The 17,446-nt window shown below is 35.3% G+C and carries 18 protein-coding genes and 2 tRNA genes; 16 read left to right on the forward strand and 4 right to left on the reverse strand.

All coding sequences use genetic code 11. The annotated features are described in order from the left end of the window. Position 1: 1 nt before the first annotated feature. From ACZ5N5_RS13635 to ACZ5N5_RS13655, 5 genes are all read left to right on the forward strand, one after another. Entirely contained in the window at positions 2 to 592 is a 591-nt protein-coding gene (locus ACZ5N5_RS13635) for an XTP/dITP diphosphatase (RefSeq protein WP_109983977.1), read from the forward strand. A gap of 31 nt (positions 593 to 623) precedes the next feature. After that, positions 624 to 1,145, forward strand: a complete 522-nt coding sequence (locus ACZ5N5_RS13640) for a metallophosphoesterase family protein (RefSeq protein ID WP_054787852.1) — start codon at positions 624 to 626, stop codon at positions 1,143 to 1,145. A gap of 325 nt (positions 1,146 to 1,470) precedes the next feature. After that, positions 1,471 to 1,544: transfer RNA gene (locus ACZ5N5_RS13645), tRNA-Gly, on the forward strand. A 1-nt stretch (position 1,545) separates the two neighbouring features. Then, positions 1,546 to 1,619: transfer RNA gene (locus tag ACZ5N5_RS13650), tRNA-Arg, on the forward strand. A 202-nt stretch (positions 1,620 to 1,821) separates the two neighbouring features. Then, on the forward strand, positions 1,822 to 2,259 hold the full coding sequence (locus ACZ5N5_RS13655) for a GNAT family N-acetyltransferase (protein ID WP_054787851.1): 438 nt from the start codon (positions 1,822 to 1,824) through the stop codon (positions 2,257 to 2,259). A gap of 313 nt (positions 2,260 to 2,572) precedes the next feature. Here ACZ5N5_RS13655 and ACZ5N5_RS13660 read toward each other — a convergent pair whose 3' ends face one another. Continuing rightward, positions 2,573 to 2,731, reverse strand: coding sequence for an SRPBCC family protein (locus tag ACZ5N5_RS13660; RefSeq protein WP_342767730.1), 159 nt, complete (start codon positions 2,729 to 2,731; stop codon positions 2,573 to 2,575). 80 nt (positions 2,732 to 2,811) lie between these two features. Beyond that, the gene (locus tag ACZ5N5_RS13665) at positions 2,812 to 2,964 is read right to left on the reverse strand and encodes a hypothetical protein (protein WP_464372655.1); all 153 of its coding nucleotides are present in this window, start codon (positions 2,962 to 2,964) and stop codon (positions 2,812 to 2,814) included. A 378-nt stretch (positions 2,965 to 3,342) separates the two neighbouring features. Between ACZ5N5_RS13665 and ACZ5N5_RS13670 the strand changes: the two genes are divergently transcribed. Both ACZ5N5_RS13670 and ACZ5N5_RS13675 read left to right on the forward strand, forming a co-directional pair. Continuing rightward, positions 3,343 to 4,071: a sulfite exporter TauE/SafE family protein gene (locus tag ACZ5N5_RS13670; RefSeq protein ID WP_464372656.1), complete on the forward strand. Its 729-nt coding sequence runs from the start codon at positions 3,343 to 3,345 to the stop codon at positions 4,069 to 4,071. A 196-nt stretch (positions 4,072 to 4,267) separates the two neighbouring features. After that, on the forward strand, positions 4,268 to 5,248 hold the full coding sequence (locus ACZ5N5_RS13675) for a hypothetical protein (protein WP_464372657.1): 981 nt from the start codon (positions 4,268 to 4,270) through the stop codon (positions 5,246 to 5,248). A 43-nt stretch (positions 5,249 to 5,291) separates the two neighbouring features. Here the strand turns inward: ACZ5N5_RS13675 and ACZ5N5_RS13680 are convergent, their stop codons facing one another. Beyond that, a complete protein-coding gene (locus ACZ5N5_RS13680; RefSeq protein ID WP_464372658.1) occupies positions 5,292 to 5,738 on the reverse strand; it encodes a hypothetical protein in 447 nt (148 codons plus the stop codon). Between the two features lie 81 nt (positions 5,739 to 5,819). Here ACZ5N5_RS13680 and ACZ5N5_RS13685 point away from each other — a divergent pair, with 81 nt between their 5' ends. The 7 genes from ACZ5N5_RS13685 to yihA all read left to right on the forward strand — a co-directional run bounded on the left by ACZ5N5_RS13685 (position 5,820) and on the right by yihA (position 14,395). Continuing rightward, positions 5,820 to 6,458 carry a chloramphenicol phosphotransferase CPT family protein gene (locus ACZ5N5_RS13685; RefSeq protein WP_464368142.1) on the forward strand — a complete coding sequence of 213 codons (639 nt, stop codon included), beginning with the start codon at positions 5,820 to 5,822 and terminating at the stop codon, positions 6,456 to 6,458. Next, a complete protein-coding gene (locus ACZ5N5_RS13690; protein ID WP_054787846.1) occupies positions 6,445 to 7,158 on the forward strand; it encodes a class I SAM-dependent methyltransferase in 714 nt (237 codons plus the stop codon). The genes ACZ5N5_RS13685 and ACZ5N5_RS13690 overlap by 14 nt, the downstream gene beginning before the upstream one ends. Position 7,159: 1 nt before the next feature. Next, positions 7,160 to 7,741 carry a histidine phosphatase family protein gene (locus tag ACZ5N5_RS13695; RefSeq protein ID WP_109983981.1) on the forward strand — a complete coding sequence of 194 codons (582 nt, stop codon included), beginning with the start codon at positions 7,160 to 7,162 and terminating at the stop codon, positions 7,739 to 7,741. Positions 7,742 to 8,065: 324 nt separating this feature from the next. Further along, positions 8,066 to 9,352, forward strand: a complete 1,287-nt coding sequence (tig, locus tag ACZ5N5_RS13700) for a trigger factor (RefSeq protein ID WP_464372659.1) — start codon at positions 8,066 to 8,068, stop codon at positions 9,350 to 9,352. Between the two features lie 451 nt (positions 9,353 to 9,803). Then, a complete protein-coding gene (gene clpX / locus ACZ5N5_RS13705) occupies positions 9,804 to 11,078 on the forward strand; it encodes an ATP-dependent protease ATP-binding subunit ClpX (RefSeq protein ID WP_109983983.1) in 1,275 nt (424 codons plus the stop codon). A 415-nt stretch (positions 11,079 to 11,493) separates the two neighbouring features. After that, positions 11,494 to 13,827, forward strand: coding sequence for an endopeptidase La (gene lon, locus ACZ5N5_RS13710; protein WP_109983984.1), 2,334 nt, complete (start codon positions 11,494 to 11,496; stop codon positions 13,825 to 13,827). Then, the gene (yihA, locus tag ACZ5N5_RS13715) at positions 13,814 to 14,395 is read left to right on the forward strand and encodes a ribosome biogenesis GTP-binding protein YihA/YsxC (protein WP_109983985.1); all 582 of its coding nucleotides are present in this window, start codon (positions 13,814 to 13,816) and stop codon (positions 14,393 to 14,395) included. The genes lon and yihA overlap by 14 nt, the downstream gene beginning before the upstream one ends. A 123-nt stretch (positions 14,396 to 14,518) precedes the next feature. On the opposite strand, the gene ACZ5N5_RS13720 is transcribed toward yihA, so the two are convergent. Then, positions 14,519 to 14,998 carry a LiaI-LiaF-like domain-containing protein gene (locus ACZ5N5_RS13720; RefSeq protein ID WP_464372660.1) on the reverse strand — a complete coding sequence of 160 codons (480 nt, stop codon included), beginning with the start codon at positions 14,996 to 14,998 and terminating at the stop codon, positions 14,519 to 14,521. Positions 14,999 to 15,232: 234 nt separating this feature from the next. On the opposite strand from ACZ5N5_RS13720, the gene hemA reads away from it, so the two are divergent. Then, complete coding sequence (hemA, locus tag ACZ5N5_RS13725; RefSeq protein ID WP_109983987.1) at positions 15,233 to 16,594, forward strand: glutamyl-tRNA reductase; 1,362 nt, start codon at positions 15,233 to 15,235, stop codon at positions 16,592 to 16,594. A gap of 17 nt (positions 16,595 to 16,611) precedes the next feature. Continuing rightward, positions 16,612 to 17,430 carry a cytochrome C assembly family protein gene (locus tag ACZ5N5_RS13730; RefSeq protein ID WP_109983988.1) on the forward strand — a complete coding sequence of 273 codons (819 nt, stop codon included), beginning with the start codon at positions 16,612 to 16,614 and terminating at the stop codon, positions 17,428 to 17,430. Positions 17,431 to 17,446: the final 16 nt, after the last annotated feature.

The raw sequence follows: 17,446 nt of genomic DNA on the forward strand, positions 1-17,446 counted from the left end.
CATGAAAGAATTAATTATTGCGACAAAGAATAAAGGGAAAATTAGGGATTTCGAACAATTATTCTCCCCTTTTTCTATCCAAGTGAAGTCATTATTAGATATAGAAGGAATAGAGGATATTGAAGAGACAGGATCAACCTTTGAGGAAAACGCAGCGATTAAGGCAGAAGCTATCTCGAATAAGTTCGGTGTTACTGTCATTGCAGATGATTCTGGATTAGTTGTGGATGCATTAAATGGTGCACCAGGAGTATATTCTGCTAGGTATGCAGGTGAGGACAAAGATGATCAAGCAAATATAGAGAAAGTACTGTCCGAATTACAAGGTACTTCAGAAGAAAACCGAACCGCACGATTTGTTTGTGTTTTAGCCGTGTCACAGCCAGCCAAAGAGACCTTCTTTACACGTGGAGAATGTGAGGGGACCATCGGTTATCAAGTAAAGGGTGAGCACGGTTTTGGATATGATCCTATTTTTTATCCCCTAAATAGTAGGAGAACGATGGCTGAGATGAGACCAGAAGAAAAAAATCAAATAAGTCACCGAAAAAAAGCGTTAGACCAGTTAAAGAAGTGGGTAGAACAATTATAGATACTGATATGTGTTGCAAGGGGATGAAATTATGTTAAAGGTACTAATAATAAGTGATAGTCATGGCTGGGAAGAGGAAGTAATGGAAATAAAACAGCGTCACCAGCACGAGGTTGATGCCATGATTCATTGTGGTGATTCAGAACTATCACATGATAGTAGGGAACTGGAAGGGATACATACAGTGCAAGGAAACATGGACTTTGATAGTAAGCTACCTGAAGAGCTCTCTTTTGAGGTTGGTAAATTTCATTTTTTCGTAGCACATGGCCATTTACACCAAATAAAGACAACATTAATGCCCATTTCCTATCGTGCCGATGAGGAAGGTGCGAATATTGTTTGTTTTGGTCATTCTCACATTCCTGGAGTAGAGAAGGTCGAGAATAAGCTTTTTATAAATCCTGGTAGCATTAGATTACCACGAACTTCACACCCAGGTTCCTATGTGCTTTTATCTGCAGATGAGGCTCTAAAGGAGATATCAGTGAATTTTTATACAAAAGATGGAGATGAAATTTCAGCTTTAGCTTATCAGACATCCTTGGCATAGTCAGATCAACAGGGTAACTCCCTGTTGATCAAAAAATAAGAAAGAATCCAAAGAAAGTGTTGACTTTTATCGGCAATGTTTATATAATATTACTTGTCCGCTAAAAAGTCGGATACTTACATAACTTTTCAAATGAATCAGATCTTACTTAAAACAGAAGAATAAATGCGGGTGTAGTTTAGTGGTAAAACCTCAGCCACGAGCAATGCATCCACCGAGTAACCGGCGAGTTGCTCCGAAGCATCCATCATCATTGGTTAAGCTAGAAGATGCAGGAGCATGATGGGCGTCATATACAATTTTATAATACTATTAATAATAATGCGCGGGTGTAGTTTAGTGGTAAAACCTCAGCCTTCCAAGCTGATGTCGAGGGTTCGATTCCCTTCACCCGCTCCATGTCCCAGTAGCTCAGCAGGATAGAGCAACAGCCTTCTAAGCTGTGGGTCGGGAGTTCGAATCTCTCCTGGGACGTTACCACGTAAGAATAAGTAAGAAAATAAAAATGCGAAAACCGCTGTAAATGTTGTCATATCAATGTTTATAGCGGTTTTTTCTTAAATTAAAAAGTACCAAAAGAACATAATAATTTGGGGCTCTATACTGAATGTGGTGCTGAAAAAAGGTTATTAACGGGCAATGGGCTTATAGATATTGGGAGAGGAGAACTCCATTTATGGAAATTAGAAAACCTAATGATTCGGAATATAAAAAGATTTTATCACTTGCACCACAAGCATTATTCGATGGTACATTAGGCGAGGCAAATCCGTCAGATGAAAAAGTCAAACAACTTGTTGAACCATTATTGAAGAAAGGAAGCTATTATTTGATAGCAACTGAAGGCAATAATCTAATGGGTTGGATTCTTATAGGAACAAGTAAAGACCAATTTACTGAAAAGATATGTGGATTTATTTATGAATTATATGTGTTAGATGAATTTAGGGGAAATGGAATTTCAAAACAATTGATGGAAACTGGTATCGACCATTTTAAACAAGATGGATATTCAGAGGTTCGTTTAAGTGTATATGCAGGAAATCAAGCGAATAAACTTTATGAAAAATTAGGATTCAAAAATAGAACCATTACAATGAGTATGACCATTTAAAACAAACAACTTTATGAATAACTAATAGAGTGGTTTATTGAGGATTGGAGAACACAAGATGGTTTTCGACCATTTTATCGAAAAAATCAATATTAAAAAAAGTCACAGCGATAAATACTGAATTAGGATTATAAAATAACTATATTATGAATTGCAGTAAACAGCTTGTTAATCTAAAAAAGGAGGCACTGTATGGGTGCTCCAGAAGAAAATAATGAGACAGATTATAAGTTTCGTATTTAGTAAAAAAGAATATTACCGTGCAAGACTTCTAACAGTTAGTTAGAATAATCAATATATTTTCTGAAATTGTCTACAATTGCTTGCCATCCTTTTTTGGCATTGCGATTTCATTAGTGTCCTCTGCTTCAAAAGCTTCCGTAATCCTAGTCTCGTTTTCATGGTCAATAAAAGTTACAGTATCTTTTCGTCCATCATCAAGAGTAAATCCGATAATTTCATTTTTTCTCAATTCAGCTTAAACCCCACTAATATCAAAACCCAAACTCCCGTCTTTTGCTTCCATTCTGGTAACGCATTTTCCTCCAACCCTTAAATCATTTTCGGCGTTTGGTGCATGCTAATCATCAGTAGCAAAATACCACTTTGTAATGTGCTCTGGCTTCGTTCAATACTCCCACACTTTCCAATAGGAGCATGAACTGTCGTTTCAACTGTCATCGTTACTGGTTTATTTGTTCCCATTCCAAGACCTCCTATTATTAATTCAAACTTACTGTTTATCGTAGCAAATAATTGGTTGTAGATTTCTTCTAGATTGCTTTGATTTTAGATTTAATTTTTTGCACATTTGGCTGAAAAGAAAGCTTCAAGATATGCTATTAAACAACATTATCCTTCATTATTTGGTAAAAAGTTTACGTTCTTATTATAGTGAATAGCTGCATCCGTATTAATATAGTTGAAACAAGGTTAAGTAGATGTTTTCTTTATGCTATAGTAGAATAATCTAATGCTTTAAGTAATTATAAAATTTCTTCAAAGTGATTTGACGGGAGCTCGAATCTTTTCTAGGTTTATTAAAAAGATTTACTTACAACATTACTGCTAGGAGGAGACTCTTTGGATGCTTTGGTTATTTTTATGGTAATTATTTTGGTAGCATCGATTCTACAAACGAGCACTGGTTTTGGTTTTTCCATTATGGCAACCCCTTTTTTATTGTACTTATTTCGGCCACAAGAAGCGATTCAAATCAATATTATTTTATCTTTAATTATCTCTATAGCTTTAATGTGGAAAATTAGAAGTGAAGTCGATTTCCAACTTTTTAAAAGATTTACACTAGGAAGTTTGTTTGGTATACCACTTGGTATCGTGATTTTTTTAATCATGAACCTGAGCATTTTTAAATTAAGTGTAAGTTGCCTACTTTTGTTCTTAACCTTATTATTAATAGTGAAATTTAAAATCAAAGCAACACCATTTAGAGATTATATTATTGGGGGGTTATCAGGAGTTTTAACCACAAGTATTGGAATGCCAGGACCACCATTATTACTTTATTTTACAGGGACAGCTACAAAAAAAGAAAAATTAAGAGCTACAACACTTGCTTTTTACTTATTCATATATTTCGTTAGTCTTCTAACTCAAATTACCTTTGCTGGGACTAGCAAACTAATATGGGAATCAAGCTTATTTGTGATACCTGTCGTTATACTTGGACTGCTTTTAGGTAATTATTTATTCACTCTATTTACAGAGAAGATATTTCGAATAACTACATATATTCTACTTTGTAGTTCAGGGCTATACCTTCTTTTGGATAGTATAATTGACTTGTTTTGAAATAATTTTTATTGGGAATATATAGCTAAACATTTATATGAGAGCTTCTATTATGGCAAACTGTTAGCCATCAAATTTTTTCTATACCGATAGTGTAAAAAATGTGAGCTTGTTCAAACTAATATCAAAGCTAACAAAACTTGTTACTTAACCCGATACACCATATAATAGAAGTAACCGAAAGGTAGGTGAAAGGATGAAAGAGGAAAATCTTATAATATTTCCAAAGTGGAAGGACGATCTTGAAGGCAAAGCAAAATCAGCCATGCAAGAAAATGATTACAAAAAAGCTTATGATTACTTTCACCAGTTAACAGAAAACGGCGTTCACTCACATGAAGTACTCACAGGAAAACTGATTTGTATGATGGAATTGAATATGGATGAAGAAGTTGAGTCGTTGTGTGAACAATTAATTGCTGAGAAGGACGACTATTACGCATCTTATGTACATATTTACGCAACCTTATTATTTCAAGCAAGTAAATATAAAGAAGTAATGTACTTAATTGAAAATGCCCTCGATGAAGGGATCATAACCGAAGCAATGGAAGAACAATTAAAGCAAATGTATCAATTAAGTAAAGAACTACAGCAACAAGAGGACAAGAAATCCTATCAAGAAGTGCTAAAAGTATTAAATGAGGCAATTGACGCAAAAAACGATAGGCAACAATGGTATATGATTAAAAGGCTAGTGTCATTGAATATTCGTGAAGATATTCCACTTCTTAGGGAAATGTTAGTAACAAGTGATATCCATCCCGTAGTCAAAACAGCAATTTTAGAATTTTATCGAAAAGCTGATATAACCGATCATATCGAAATAGAAAAATTTCAGGTCAAAGATACCATTCCAATAAATAACGCAACCATTTTTAATTTACAAAAATTCTATGATGGAGTGTACCAGTACTTAGAAGAGATCGAACAGAATGAACCAACAAATTTTCAAATGATCCAATTTATTCTTGAACGTTTTACTTATGTATATGTCCCTTTTTTACCACAAGAAGAAAATTATCAGTTGCTTGCGGAAGCATTAGAATACTATGTGGATAGAAGCTTAGAAGTTTTTGATGCTCAGTCTGTGCTACAGGGGGAACGAATGAAGGAAGAATACATAAAAATGATTGATTTATCTGAAGCGCTATATGGTTCCATCTTAGATGTATAAAAACGATTGATGCTTGTCAAAACAGTTCGACAAGCATCAATCGTTATATAGTTAATCCTTTCTTTTTTGCGTCCTCATCCAACAGACTTCCAATCGCTAGTCCTAGTCCTACACCAATTGGAATACCTAAAGCAAGATTATCGAATAAAAGTAACCCAAATACTACACCTAAACTTGTTCCAAGAGGCATATAAAGAGACAAATAATATCCTTTTTTCACTATTTTATGCTTTTTTGTTAAATGAGAAGTAATGTTCTTAACGAGGGAATGATAAGCGTTTATTGCTTCAGTTTGTTTTTCGCCTTCCTCGTCGCTTATTTTATCCAATGTTTTCTCGAATGCTATTAAATAATTTTGACAATGGTCACAAGTTTCAGAAAGTTGGTCCATTTTCTCCAGAATTTTTATATCTTTATCTGTCTGAAAGGTTTTTGCTTGCGTTAATTCTTCTAGTTGTTTAAGTGATGCTTTAGCAAAGGGATTTTTCATGAAATCTACCTCCAAATGTCTATATATAGTATACGATTTATAAATGGGTTAGGTTTCAAAAAAATGAAGAGGAGGAAGTGTATGACTAGTGAGCATGAATTAGGTAAGATAGTAATCCTTAATGGTCCGCCTCGATCTGGTAAGTCTACGATGGCTACTAAAATCCAGGAGCAATTGGGCGGTATTTGGATGAATTTCGGAGTCGACCAAATGATGAATATGACTCCAAAGCAATATCAGCCGGGAATTGGATTAAGGCCTGGTGGAGAGAGACCTGATTTAGAGCCAATTGTAGAAAAAATGTATCTATCTTTGTACCATTCTATTGCTAGCTTTAGTCGAACTGGCTTGAATGTTGTGGTTGATGTAGGTCATCATAATTTTTATCGGAAGCCACTAAACCTACTTCCTAGATGTATGAAAATCCTAGAAAATCATCCTGTTGCTTTCGTAGGAGTTTTTTGTCAAATGGATGAGCTTATGAATAGAAGAATCAAAACATGGGGTAAGGGATATGATGAAAACGGCGAAGTACCTGAGCCAGTAGAGAAGTGGCAAAAGTTTGTTCACGAGCCTGGGATATATGATTTAGAAATTAATACATCTATTTTGAATCCAGATGAAAGTGTTGCCAAAATTCAAAATATGCTAAGTCGTCAAACATTCGGTGTAGCAAAACAAGAAATTATTAACGGAGGGAGTAAGCTTGGACAATATTAAGGTTATCCGTGAACAGGAGAGGAAATATCATGATGAATGTTATGAAAGCTATCAATTATTTGAACAAGGGTCCTGGTTACATAAGCCTGTAAAATCTTTAATGGATCTAATACCGCTTTTGGAAGACAAGGAGAACTTGAAAATTTTAGATTTAGGTGCAGGTGTAGGGAGAAACAGTATACCAATCGCAAAAGCTCTAAAGAAAAATGGAGTGAAAGTGGTTTGTGTCGATTTACTAGATTCTGCTATCAATCACTTGAGAAATAATAGTAAACAACATGATGTTGAACAGGAAATTATTCCGGTAAAAGCCGACATCGATAATTATAAAATCTTTCAAGATACTTATGATCTTATCCTAGCTGTTTCTAGTTTAGAGCACATAAGTAATGAACCCATGCTAGACCAAGTTCTTGATCATGTGGCGGAGGGAACGAAAATCGGTGGAATAAATGGGATCATTATAAATTCAGAAGTACAAGAAATTGATCGTGAGACTGGCAAGAAGCTTGAAGCATTTATTGAACTGAATCTTTCTACCAAAGAAATAATCGAAAAGCTTAAAAAGCATTTTCATGATTGGAAATGGCTCAAACAAATAGTGAGACCACAGGAATATCTCATCAAAAGAGAAGAAAGAGAGGTTATATTAAAAACAAAGGCAATTACATTTATCGCAAGGAAAGAAAGGGGTAATTGAGATGACTTCCGTTTGTTTAGTAAGACATGGGGAAACAGATTGGAATGCACAGGGGAAATTACAGGGAAAAACAGATATACCACTAAATCAGAATGGAATCAAGCAAGCAGAAGAATGCCGAAGTTATTTACAAGAATTTGATTGGGATCTTATTATTTCAAGTCCATTAAAACGGGCTAAGTCAACAGCGGAGATTATTAATCAAGGTTTGAATATCGAACATATTGTGATGGCAGAGTTCTCGGAACGATCGTTTGGAGACGCAGAAGGAATGACGTTCGAAGAGAGGAATAATCGTTATCCTGACAGTAAGTATCCAAACATAGAATCCCGTAATGCTTTAAATAAACGAGTTATGGTAGGAATTGATCATATAATTGAACGATATGCTGGAAAAAAGATATTGTTAGTGGCACACGGTGGAGTGATTAATACTATTTTATCCATGTTCTCAGAAGGTGAGATCGGAGCAGGTAAAACAAGGCTTCTAAATGCTTGCATTAGTAATATTGAATACATTCAAGAAAAATGGCAAATCCATGATTATAATCAAGTGAATCATTTGACGCCAAATAATAATTAAAGAAACATTAATATAGTCGAACTGGGTAGTCGAAAAAGCGGATTACTTCTTCAACTACACGTGAAACTCCTAATTACTTGTCTATAGTCATCACTTTCGGAACGGTAACTGTATGTTCTAATAATATGGAAATTGTCCCCCCTAGGGACAGGGAGAATAGCAGTGGCCATTTCATTGCAAAAATCATGCGGATACATTATTATTATTGAAAGAAAATGCAATTATGTTATAATAAGATGGTTGCGATTTGCGTTCGGTCTATTATATGATGGTATATTGAATGAACGTCAAATATACAGATTTATTTGTTGGAGGGAAATTTACATGACAGCTAAATGGGAGAAACAAGAAGGTAATGTCGGTGTATTAACTGTCGAAGTTGATGCAGATAAATTTGATAGTGCCTTAGATCAAGCTTTTAAAAAGGTTGTAAAACAAGTACAAGTCCCTGGTTTCCGTAAAGGGAAAATGCCTAGAGGTTTATTTGAGAAACGCTTTGGTGTCGAATCTCTTTATCAAGATGCAGTAGATATTATCTTACCTGGTGAATATACAAATGCGATCGAAGAAACTGGAATCGAGCCTGTGGATCAACCAGAAGTAGATATCGAGCAGATTGAAAAAGGGAAAAATCTTATTTTTACAGCTAAAGTAACAGTAAAGCCAGAAGTTGAACTAGGAGATTATAAAGGCCTAGAAGTAGAGGAAGAAAGTACAGAAATTACAGATGAAGATGTCGAAAATGATTTAAAACAGCAACAAGAACAGCAAGCAGAACTAGTTGTTAAAGAAGAAGGTACAGTCGAAGACGGTGACACAGCTGTTATTGACTTTGAAGGTTTTGTTGATGGTGAAGCATTTGAGGGTGGTAAAGGCGAAAATCATTCTCTTGAAATCGGATCTGGTTCTTTCATACCAGGTTTTGAAGAGCAACTAGTTGGTAAAAAAGCAGGTGAGGATGTAGAAGTACAGGTTACTTTCCCAGAAGAATATCATGCAGAAGACCTTGCTGGAAAAGAAGCAACTTTCAAAGTGAAAATTCATGAAATTAAGGCTAAAGAATTACCTGAGCTTGATGATGAATTTGCTAAAGATGTAGATGACGAAGTGGAATCTCTTGATGAGTTAAAAGAGAAGACTAAGAAACGTCTACAGGAGCAAAAAGAAAATGAAGTGGAAAACAATAAAAGGGAAGCATTAATTCAACAAGCTTCTGATAATGCAGAAGTTGAAATTCCAGAAGCTATGGTCAACTCTGAATTAGATCGTATGCTTCAAGAATTTGAACAAAGATTACAAATGCAAGGCATGACACTAGATATGTACTTCCAATTCTCTGGTCAAGACGAAGATGCGTTAAAAGAGCAAATGAAAGAAGATGCTGAAAAACGTGTGAAAACGAACTTAACCCTTGAAGCTGTAGCGAATGCAGAGAATGTAGAAGTAACGGAAGAAGATATTGAAAAAGAGTTAGAATCTATGGCTTCTATGTACAATATGGAATTAGACCAAATCAAACAAGCACTTGGTGGAAATACACAAGGACTAAAAGACGATTTGAAATTCAAAAAAGCGATTGATGTACTTGTGGAAAATAGTAAGACAAAATAATATAACATAGAAAAACTTGGCATTCGCCTCGTTTAATAGCGAGTTCCAAGTTTTTCTTATACTATTCACAAATAAAAATCTTATAATTTCTGATAGTATAGATAAAAACAGAAAACAAGGTGCGAAGTCGCGCCTTGTTTTCTCTCCATTATAAGGAATTTACTTTTTGTGATATACATAACGACTTTTTTACATATACTATAGACAATACTTCATCACCATACATAAGAACATACGGTTTGTAATCAGTAAGAATAACTGGTACGATTGAACGGCATATAAATATGGTATGTATATTAGAAGGTCTCCGCTCCCATATTAATGGGCAAGGGATCAGCTAGAAAGTGTTTTACTTTTTAATTTGCTTACAATTTGATATGATTGGCTAAAGTAATTAAAAACTTTGCATTTCAGGAAAGAAATGATATTTTTTGGATAAGGGGTGAAGGGCATGTATAAGTTTAATGAAGAAAAAGGTCAATTAAAGTGCTCATTCTGTGGGAAAAGTCAAGACCAGGTTCGTAAGCTTGTCGCAGGACCAGGTGTTTATATATGTGATGAATGTATCGAATTATGTACGGAAATTGTAGAGGAAGAATTAGGGGTAGATGAAGAAGTTGAATATAAGGACATTCCGAAGCCTCAAGAGATTTGTGATATTTTAGATGATTATGTAATCGGGCAGGAGAAAGCAAAAAAGAATTTATCCGTAGCTGTCTATAATCATTATAAACGTATTAATTCTCCGAAATCGAAAGATGATGTGGAATTAGCTAAAAGTAATATTGCGATGATTGGACCAACAGGTAGTGGTAAAACATTACTTGCTCAAACATTGGCCCGTATTTTAAATGTTCCGTTTGCTATTGCTGACGCTACTTCTCTTACGGAGGCAGGCTATGTTGGGGAAGATGTAGAGAATATTTTATTAAAACTGATTCAAGCTGCAGATTACGATGTGGAAAAGGCAGAAAAAGGCATTATTTACATTGATGAGATTGATAAAGTGGCGCGTAAGTCAGAAAATCCATCCATTACTCGAGATGTGTCTGGAGAAGGTGTACAGCAGGCATTACTTAAGATTTTGGAAGGTACGGTGGCAAGTGTCCCACCTCAAGGTGGTAGAAAGCATCCACATCAAGAATTTATTCAGATTGATACGACCAATATTTTATTCATATGTGGTGGCGCATTTGATGGGATTGAACAAATTATCAAACGTCGTCTAGGCAAGAAAGTTATCGGCTTCGGAGCAGATGCTGATAATCAAGAATTAGATAAAGCTACACTTCTATCGAAGGTTCTTCCAGAGGATTTATTACGTTTTGGATTAATTCCAGAATTTATAGGACGTCTTCCGGTTATTGGAAGCTTAGAACCATTAGATGAAGCTGCATTAGTAGAAATCCTGACCAAACCAAAAAATGCATTAGTAAAACAATATAATAAGCTGTTTGAAATCGACGGTGTAGAATTAGAGTTTGAAGAAGGTGCCTTAGAAGAAGTAGCGAAGAAAGCTATTGAACGTAAGACGGGGGCACGTGGATTACGCTCTATATTAGAAGGGATCATGCTAGAAGTGATGTTTGATCTCCCTTCACGTGATGATATTAAGAAATGCGTCATCACAAAGGAGACAGTAGCTAATGAAGGTAATCCGAAGCTCATTCACGAAGACGGTTCTGTAATTGATCAAGATAAGCAATCACCAAAGGAAAGTGCATAGTAGGAATCAAAAATCCCTTGTCTCAGTGAACAAGGGATTTTTGTTTGAGCATAAGTTCCTGGAAGATAGGAAAAACTATCTCAGACAAGGTAATTTTATTTTATAAGTTAGAGAAAATTTCTACACAGCAGAAGTTCGACGTAGCTGAAATTTTAAGCTACCAAGTATAAGCAAAACTAGGCATTCTCTAAAGGTGAGTGAATGCAAGTTTTTCTAATAGAAAATAAGAACGATTATTTTTATGGAGGATATACATAAAGATTTACAAAAACCCTTATTTTCTTTAAACTAAGTACAATAGAGAGGTTGAACTAGGGAAAGATAACGATAGAGGGACAAGCTATTGCTAACAATATTGGCATACAAGCTAACATTACTCTTAATCGACATCTAGTAATTTTGACGGAGGTGCCAAATGACAGAGAAGAACTTTTTACATATACCTTTATTACCACTAAGGGGATTAATTGTATTTCCTAGCATGGTTATTCATTTGGATGTTGGCCGAGAGAAATCGATTCAATCATTAGAAAAGGCAATGATGAATGATCAGAAAATTCTTTTAGCCGCCCAAAAGGAAAGTGCCATAGACGAACCTAAGAAAGATGATATATATACTATTGGTACAGTAGCAAAAGTAAATCAAATGTTAAAGTTACCTAATGGAACCATGCGTGTCCTAGTAGAAGGACTTTATCGTGCTAAAATTGAATCTTTTATTCAAGAGGAAAAACAATTCTTTGTTGAAATTGTAAAACTTGAGGACGTCCATGTTGATCCAGTAGAAGAGGATGCATTCATGCGTACACTACTCGAACAATTTGAACATTACACACGAATTTCGAAAAAAATTAGTAAAGAAACGTTGGCAACAGTACTCGATATTGAAGAGCCAGCGCAATTTTCAGATATGGTTGCATCCCATATAACCCTAAAAATGTCTGATAAACAGCTCCTTTTAGAAACTGTTGGTGTAAAAGAACGTTTAAAAAAATTATTAGATATTATCTCTAATGAGAAAGAAGTATTGGAATTAGAGCGAAAAATCGGGCAACGTGTCAAAAAATCTATGGAAGATACGCAAAAGGAATATTATTTACGAGAACAAATGAAAGCTATTCAGAAGGAGCTCGGCGACAAGGATGGGAAAACTGGTGAAATTGCTAATTTAAAAAAGCAGCTCGAGGAAAAGGAGTTACCAGATAGAGTGGAAAAGGTAGCACTTAAAGAGTTAGATCGTTATGAACGAATTCCTCAAAGCTCAGCAGAAAGTTCGGTTATCCGTACGTATATTGAATGGATTCTCGCACTTCCCTGGAACGAAGAAACGGAAGACAATTTAGAAATTAATAATGCTGAAAAAATATTAGATGAGGATCATTATGGTTTAGAAAAGGTAAAGGAAAGAGTGCTCGAGTATTTAGCTGTTCAACAGCTGACGAATTCATTAAAAGGTCCCATTTTATGTCTTGTAGGCCCACCAGGAGTAGGAAAAACCTCTTTAGCTCGTTCCATTGCGCGAGCGATTGATCGTCATTTTGTTCGAATTTCTTTAGGGGGTGTGCGTGACGAGGCTGAAATTCGTGGGCATAGAAGAACATATGTCGGTGCAATGCCAGGTAGAATTATTCAAGGAATGAAAAAAGCCAATACGATTAATCCGGTCTTTTTATTAGACGAAATTGATAAAATGTCTAATGATTTTCGAGGCGACCCTTCTGCTGCGATGCTAGAAGTATTAGATCCAGAACAAAATCATACGTTTAGTGATCATTACCTGGAAGAAACCTACGATCTGTCTAAGGTTATGTTTATTGCAACAGCAAATAACCTATCGACAATACCACGACCATTATTAGATCGAATGGAGATTATCTCCATAGCTGGATATACGGAGCTAGAGAAAATGTATATAGCAAAAGAACATTTATTGCCAAAACAAATCAAAGAGAATGGTCTGAAAAAAGGCAATATCCAACTAAGAGATGATGCTTTGCTTAAGTTGATTCGCTTATATACGAGAGAAGCAGGAGTCCGTGGATTAGAACGGCAATTGGCATCAGTTTGCCGCAAAGCTGCTAAGATTATTGTGTCAAAGAAAAAACAGCGAGTTATTGTGACAGGAAAGCAGCTTGAGGGTATTTTGGGAAAACCGAAATTCCGATATGGATTAATGGAAGTAGAGGATCAAGTAGGTGCTGCAACAGGTCTTGCCTATACTTCTGCTGGTGGCGATATTTTGTCAATAGAGGTTAGCCTTTCAGAAGGAAAAGGAAAACTAACGTTAACTGGTAAGCTTGGTGACGTTATGAAGGAATCTGCACAAGCGGCATTTAGCTATATTCGTTCAAAGGCAGATGAGTTAAATATTGATCCGAAATTCCATGAGAAAAAAGATATTCATATCCATGTTCCAGAGGGGGCAACTCCAAAGGATGGACCTTCAGCAGGTATTACGATGGCGACTGCGTTAGTTTCTGCATTGACTGGAAGAGCGGTGCGTAAAGAGGTAGGAATGACAGGAGAAATCACGTTAAGAGGTAGAGTATTACCAATTGGTGGTCTCAAGGAAAAATCTTTAAGTGCTCATCGTGCAGGTATCAAAACGATTATTATTCCGAAGGATAATGAGAAGGATTTAGAGGACATACCAGAAAGTGTTCGTCAGGAACTTACTTTTATTCCAGTAGACCATCTTGATACAGTGCTTGAATATGCACTACTGGAGGGGAACAATGAAGGTAAATAAAGCAGAAATAGTCATCAGTGCCGTTTCACCAAAACAATATCCACAGGATCGACTGTCTGAAATTGCATTGGCAGGGAGGTCAAATGTTGGAAAATCATCCTTTATTAATCGCTTAATTCATCGTAAAAATTTAGCTAGAACTTCTTCCAAGCCAGGGAAAACTCAAACATTAAACTTTTATCGGATTAACGAGAAGTTTTATTTCGTAGATGTACCAGGCTATGGTTATGCAAAGGTTTCGAAAAAAGAACGTGAAAAATGGGGCAAAATGATGGAGGAATATTTTGCCCTTAGAGATACATTGAAGTTAGCTACTTTAATTATAGATATCAGACATAAGCCTACTGATGATGATGTAATGATGTATGAATTTTTAAAACATTACCAGCTTCCAGTTCTAGTGGTTGCTACAAAGTTAGATAAGATTCCAAAAAACAAAAAAAGTGCTCACCTCGAGCAGGTGATTCAAACACTAGACTTAGATCCAGAAGACACGGTGATCCCTTTTTCTTCAGAAACGGGTGAAGGTAAAGAAGATGTCTGGCATTACCTTGAACAATATCTTTAACTATCATTGATAAAGTTTCATATAACGCTAAGTAATGCGTGTGGGACATAATTATAATAGCGTACAATAAAAAAGACGAACGTTATGAAATTGTTCGTCTTTTTCTTTTGATTATACGGCGATTTATTTTTTTCTCCATAGCATATAAATACCGATAGTAATTAATAATAATGGCCAAAATCTTTCGATAAACACCATACCTTCATGAATCCAGCTAAACCAACTCGGCTTATTGTCCACATACACGGCAAATACCGCAATGGCAAATAGAATTAAACCAGGTAAAAGCCCTGTTTTTGTTTTAAAATATCGGATAAGAAACGCGATCGAAATAATAAAAGGGTAAACGCCCCAGTGGTCAATCCAAAACGGATAGTGATTCAAACCATGGAAGTGAATTCCAAGGCCTAATAATATGACACCAGGTACCACACTACTAAAATCCTTTGCTCGAAAGGAATAAATTAGGAAAGCAGCTCCAAGTAATATGAGTAAGGTTGGCCAAGAATAAAAATCAGTAAGGATAGGTAATTTTAGTTCTCTTAATAAAAAGAAAATACCTATTCCAATAAACAAATATGCAACTAAGCCATTCTTTTTCAACTAAATCGCTCCTAGATTAAAATAATTATTAATTTAGATTAATTTCTTGCTTATATGTCTTGGTTATGTTAAAGTACTATTGACAAAAGAGATGAATGGAACAAACAAAGTATATTTTAACATACTTTATTCTAACACTGTTCATAATTTCATCACGATTTAATAAAAAATTCATGTTATACTAACAATATGTGTATAGGTGTTTGTTTTTCTTTTTTTTGGGGGTAGATGAATGTGCATATTTTAACAGCAGGGATAAATTATAAAACAGCTCCTGTTGAAGTGCGCGAAATGCTAGCTTTTCGTGAAGAGCAACTTGTAGAAGCAATGACAGAATTAAAGGGACGTAAAAGCATTTTGGAAAATGTAATTATTTCTACATGTAATCGGACGGAAATCTATGCAGTCGTTGATCAACTTCATACAGGGCGACATTTCATTAAACAATTTCTAGCAGATTGGTTCGATTTGGATAAGGAGTCTTTTACTCCACACTTGGTTTTTTATGAAAATGAAGCAGCAGTGGAACATTTATTTCGACTTAGCTGTGGCTTAGAATCGATGATTATGGGAGAGACACAGATTCTTGGCCAAGTGAAACAGATGTTTCTAAAAGCTCAAGAAGTTGAAATGACTGGTACCATTCTAAACGAAGTATTTAAACAAGCTATTACCATTGGAAAGCGAAGTCAAAGGGAAACCAATATTAATGATAATGCTGTTTCTGTTAGCTATGCTGCGGTAGAGTTGGCGAAGAAAATATTCTCCGATCTTACAGATAAACGTGTGGTTATCATAGGTGCAGGTAAAATGGGAGAGCTAGCAGCCAAAAATATTTATGGATCAGGTGTTAAGCAAGTAACGGTTGTGAACCGGACGATTGAAAAGGCAACTCAGCTTGCAGAGCAGTTTGATGGCGTTGCAAAGCCGACTAGTCAATTAAATGACATTCTATTAGATGCTGATATTGTGATTAGTTCAACAGGATCCAATGATTTTATCATTTCAAAAGAGGCGTACCAACAAATTGAAAAGAGAAGAAAGGGACGTCCGTTATTCTTAGTGGATATTGCCGTTCCCCGTGATTTAGATCCAGATCTTGCTCAATTAGATAATGTCTTTTTATATGATATCGATGATTTACAAAATGTTGTAGATGCTAATCTCGAAGCGAGAAAAGAAGCTGCTGAGGAGATTGAAATATGGATTGAAGAAGAGATAATCGCTTTCCGTACATGGCTACAAACGCTTGGAGTTGTTCCTATTATTACAGCATTGCGAGAGCAAGCACTTACTATTCAGAAGGATACAATGCAAAGCATTGAGCGAAAAATGCCGAATTTAACTGATAGAGAGAGAAAAGTGTTAAATAAACATACAAAAAGTATTGTGAATCAAATGTTAAAACAGCCAATACTTCAAGCGAAAGAATTAGCAGGACAGAAAAACTCAGAAGAAGCACTTGCCTTATTTACGAAAATATTTAATCTAGAAGAGAAAGTGATTCCTAAGACAGAACAAGAAGAAAAGGTAATTTCATTTGATAAAAATAATGAAAAGTCATACCAAAAATTACAAAATGTTTCTACACATTAAAAGGATGGTATTCCTTTATGTTTCCAGAAAGATTTATTCAAGAGGGCATGTTGCTCGCTTATGGAATTAGTGTCATTTTTTATTTTATAGATTTTTTGTATCACAACCAGAAAGCGAATCGGATTGCTTTCTGGTTCCTTGCGATGGTTTGGGTTATTCAAACCATCTTTTTGTTACAGGAAGTGATTCGCACATCATCGCTCCCTATTGGGACATTCAATGATGGATTATATACCTATGTGTGGATTATTGTTACTTTCTCATTAGTTGTACACCGATATTTTCATCTTGATTTATTTATGTTTTTTATAAGTGTCTTCGGCTTTTTGGTTATGGTTATTCATACAATAAGATCATTGCAAATCGTCGATTCATCTCAAATTCCAAGCATGTTAAACGAATTGCTTTATGCCCATATCGTTTTAGCGTTAATAGCCTATGGACTATTTACGGTATCGTTTATCATTGCCCTACTCTATTTTACTCAATACCGTTTACTAAAATGGAAAAAAGGTTATAAATGGTTAAAGAGATTAAGTGACCTAGAAGGACTTGAAAAAAAGTCGTTTCAATTAATTGTACTTTCTGAACCATTACTATTGTTGTCGATCATTTTAGGGGTCGTTTGGGCTTACAAGACCGGAACGGAATTCTATTGGGGGGATAGCAAGACCATTGGTTCCATTTTAGTTTTTTTGATCTATGCGCTATATTTATATATGCGTACAAAAGGAAACTATCGAGGGAAAAATATATTATTCGTCAACATAGTTTCTTTTTTACTACTATTAGTAAACTTTTTCTTGTTTACTACTTTATCTAACTTTCATATTTAATGACAGAAAAGAGGTT

The organism is Gracilibacillus sp. JCM 18966 (assembly GCF_055392695.1).